The organism is Streptomyces bobili (genome assembly GCF_002154575.1).
Classification (GTDB): Bacteria; Actinomycetota; Actinomycetes; order Streptomycetales; family Streptomycetaceae; genus Streptomyces; species Streptomyces bobili.
On sequence record NZ_MUBA01000720.1, the window covers coordinates 1 to 3,355 of the forward strand.

At 71.4% G+C, this 3,355-nt stretch carries 3 protein-coding genes; all 3 read right to left on the reverse strand.

Features of this window, described 5'->3' with window-relative positions:
- Positions 1-797: 797 nt before the first annotated feature.
- The 3 genes from BZL64_RS36715 to BZL64_RS36725 all read right to left on the reverse strand — a co-directional run bounded on the left by BZL64_RS36715 (position 798) and on the right by BZL64_RS36725 (position 3,190).
- Entirely contained in the window at positions 798-1,616 is an 819-nt protein-coding gene (locus tag BZL64_RS36715; RefSeq protein WP_086773343.1) for a methyltransferase domain-containing protein, read from the reverse strand.
- Between the two features lie 43 nt (positions 1,617-1,659).
- Positions 1,660-2,535: an LLM class flavin-dependent oxidoreductase gene (locus tag BZL64_RS36720; protein ID WP_086773344.1), complete on the reverse strand. Its 876-nt coding sequence runs from the start codon at positions 2,533-2,535 to the stop codon at positions 1,660-1,662.
- Between the two features lie 94 nt (positions 2,536-2,629).
- Positions 2,630-3,190 (reverse strand): dihydrofolate reductase family protein, encoded by a 561-nt coding sequence (locus BZL64_RS36725; protein ID WP_086773345.1) that lies wholly within the window; start codon positions 3,188-3,190, stop codon positions 2,630-2,632.
- Between the last annotated feature and the right edge of the window lie 165 nt (positions 3,191-3,355).

Sequence of the window (3,355 nt, forward strand, 5' to 3'; positions counted from 1 at the left end):
GCTTCCGGGGTGGCGCGCTCGGACACGGGCCTGGGAGGCAACAAAAAACGGGCCGGTCCGTGGGGGGATACGGACCGGCCCGAGGGGGGGTTTCCACCATAACCCTTCGTGAGGGATGCTGCGTGCAATGGCGCGCAAAAATTACTCTCCGCAGTCACGTGGCGACGGGGCGGTTGTGGCGCCGGGTGGGATTCGCAGGTGGTTCATGGCCGAAAGGCAGCGGAATCCCAGGTGGACAGGGCCGAGCACCGGCGAAAGCGGAGGTTTTCGCACCGGTTGAGCCCTCCCGGGCCAACGGTTCGTTCATCCCTCCGATGGGCTACCCGACCTGCGCGTCCACTTGACGCGGCACGTCACCGCGCAGCCCCCTCCACTGCACGGTGACGCCCGCGCAGCTTTGCTGGCGCGAATTGCCTGGCCATGAATTTACCGGAGGCGCGACTGGGGTCCGGACCAACGGCGATAACGATGTGGAAACCGCGTGGAGATGGCGAGGCGGAGTATGGGGCTATGCGAAAAATGCCCGACTCCGACGGGGCTGTATGTCTGGGTGTGTCCGGTGGGCGGTCGGTGTCCGGGCGGGTTCGCGGGGGCGGCGGACGCAAAGGGAGGCATGGCTCCGTCGCGATGAGCATGCGAATGAGGATGAGGACAGGTGCTGTCTGCCGACGTCGACCGCACGGACTGGAGGCCGGTCGTCCTGAGGGGGTGCCGCGCCTCGGGGGGACGGTTCCTCGCCAATTCGCCCCACGGACAAGCGGCTTGAGGGCAGGGGACGGTTGTTCCGACTGTGTCTGTCAGGCCGGTCTGCGGGCCTCGACGAGGTGACGGGTGCTGTGGGCCACGAACGGGCCCTCGGACTCGATCCGCTCGTGCAGGGAGCGCAGGTGTTCCTCGTACCGGTCCACGGTGAAGCCCGGCACCATCCACACCACCTTGCGCAGGAAGTGGACGACGGCGGCGATGTCGTGGAACTCGACGCGCAGCCGCTCCGCCCGCAGGCCGACGATCTCCAGGCCGGCCGCCTCGGCGTCGGCGCGCTCGCGGTCCGGATGACGGACGGCGCTCACCTCGTCGGGCAGCGGCCCGAGGAAGTACTCGACCAGCTCGAAGACGCTGCGCGGGCCGACGTGTTGGGCGAAGTAGGTGCCGCCCGGTTCGAGGACGCGCGCGATCTCGGCCCACGGCGGCCGTACGGGATGCCTGCTGGAGACGAGGTCGAAGGCGGCGTCCGCGAAGGGCAGGGGCTCGTCCTCCGCGACGGCGACGACGGGGATCCCGCGCGGGCGCAGCAGGGCGGTGGCCTTGGCGACGTTCGCCGGCCAGCCCTCGGTCGCGACGGCGAGGACGGGGGCCTTCGGGGCTGCCCGGCGGAGGGCGAAGTCCAGGACCTCCCCTCCCCCGGTCTGTACGTCGAGGGCGGCGCGGGCGACGGCGAGACGCCCGGCGAGGGACACCGCGTAGCCCCAGGAGGGCCGGGCTTCGGTGGCCCGTCCCTCGAACCAGGAGAAGTCCCACCCGTCGGTGGGCACGGCCGCGCCCTCGGCGACGAGGTCCTCGAAGCCGCGGGGCCGGTCGTCGTCGCCGTCCCGCGACGGTTGCTGGGCGCTCACCATGGCTGTCACCGTCGCTTCACTCACTTCAGCAGGGGGCGTGCGTTCACTTCACCAGGGGGCGTACGTCGTCGCCCACGAACCGGATGAAGCCCTCGGGGTCGGGTTCGTCGGCGGTCGGGAGGAGGACGACCGTGTCGGCGCCCGCCTCGGCGTACCGCTGGACCCGGTCGGCGACCTCGGCCGCGCCACCGGCGACACCCAGGCCGGGCACGTCGGTGAGGCCGGTCGTGACCAGCTCGCGCTGGAGCCGGGCGGCGGCGTCCTCCCCCGTGGCGGCGAAGAGATAGACGACGAGCTTGTGCGAGTCGGGGTCCCGGCCGGCCGCGGCCCTGCCCTCCCGCACCAGCTTGCTCGCTTCGCGTACGCCCTCCGGTGAGAAGGCCTCGTTGAGCACCGTGCCGTCCGCGACCTCGCCGGACAGCCGCAGGGTGCGCGGGCCGATCCCGCCGACCAGCACCTCGGCCCCGCCCGGCGGCGGCCAGTCGAGGGCGACGTCGTCCAGCGTGACGTACCGCCCCCGCGTCGTGATCCGCTCGCCGTTGAGCAGGCCGCGCAGGGCGAGGGTGTACTCGCGCAGCAGCGTCAGCGGAGAGGCGGGGCGGGCGCCGACCTGGCCCATCCAGTCCTGGACGCCATGACCGATGCCGAGGCTGACGCGGCCGGGAAACATCCGGTGCAGGGTGGCGGCCTCCATGGCGGTGACGGCGACATTGCGCAACGGGACCGGCAGCAGACCGACGCCGACGCGGACCCGCTCGGTCCAGGCGAGCGCTGCCGCGGCTGCCGAGATCCCGGCCTCGCGGAAGCAGTCCTCGAAGACCCACAGCTCGTCCAGGCCGGTCGCGTCCGCGAGTCGGGCGATCGTGCGGAGCCGCTCCGGGGGCAACTGCGGGCGGAAGATGGCGCCGAGTTCGGTCATGATCCCTTCCTATCCGGGTGCCTCCGCCCGGACAACCCCTTTACGCCGTCGCCGAGTCGAAGGCGTCGCCGAGTCAACGGACCCGGGCCGTGGGCTATGCGCGTTCGTGACTCAGGAGGACGACGCCGTTGCCGAAGGTGTGGGTCTCCACGAGGCGGAGGTCGGCCGGGGCGGAGCCCTCCGTGAACAGCGGGGTGCCACCGCCGACGATCACCGGATCGACGTAGATCCGGAACGCGTCGACGAGCCCGTGCCGCAGGAAGTCGGCGGCCAGGTGTGCGCCGCTGAGGACCAGAGGGCCGCCCGGCTGCTCCTTGAGCGCGCGCACCTCCTCCGGTACGACGTCCCGCACGACGGTGGTGTTCCAGTCGGCGCGCTCCCACGTCCGCGAGTACACGAACTTGGGCTTCTCCCGCCAGATCTCGGCGAACTCGGCGACCGTGGCGCTCGCGTCGGGATCCTTGTCGGCCGTGGGCCAGAACTCGGTCATCAGCTGGTGCGTGACCCGGCCGCTCAGGAAGGCGCCGGCCTCGCGGAGGGTGTCGTTGAAGTGCTGGTGCAGTTCCTCGTCGACGCGATGCCAGGAAATGTCCCGGCCGGGGCCCTCGATGTACCCGTCGAGGGAGATGGTGGCGGTCAGGACGACATCGCGCATGGCCGGTACTCCTTGCTGGTCCTCGGATCCCTGGTCCCACGGTGCCATGGAAGGGGGTGGGCGGAGATACGGTTTCGTGGCGTGGCGTGGCGCGGTGCTGGTTCTCGGGGCTCGCGGGGGTCGGTCGGCTGATCGGAGCTTGGCGATGGGGCGGCGGTTCGGGGA

Excerpts from the sequence above, each read along its gene's own strand:
- BZL64_RS36715 (WP_086773343.1), bottom strand. The coding sequence starts at position 1,616 with ATGGTGAGCGCCCAGCAACCGTCGCGGGACGGCGACGACGACCGGCCC.
- BZL64_RS36725 (WP_086773345.1), bottom strand. The coding sequence starts at position 3,190 with ATGCGCGATGTCGTCCTGACCGCCACCATCTCCCTCGACGGGTACATC.
- BZL64_RS36720 (WP_086773344.1), bottom strand. The coding sequence starts at position 2,535 with ATGACCGAACTCGGCGCCATCTTCCGCCCGCAGTTGCCCCCGGAGCGG.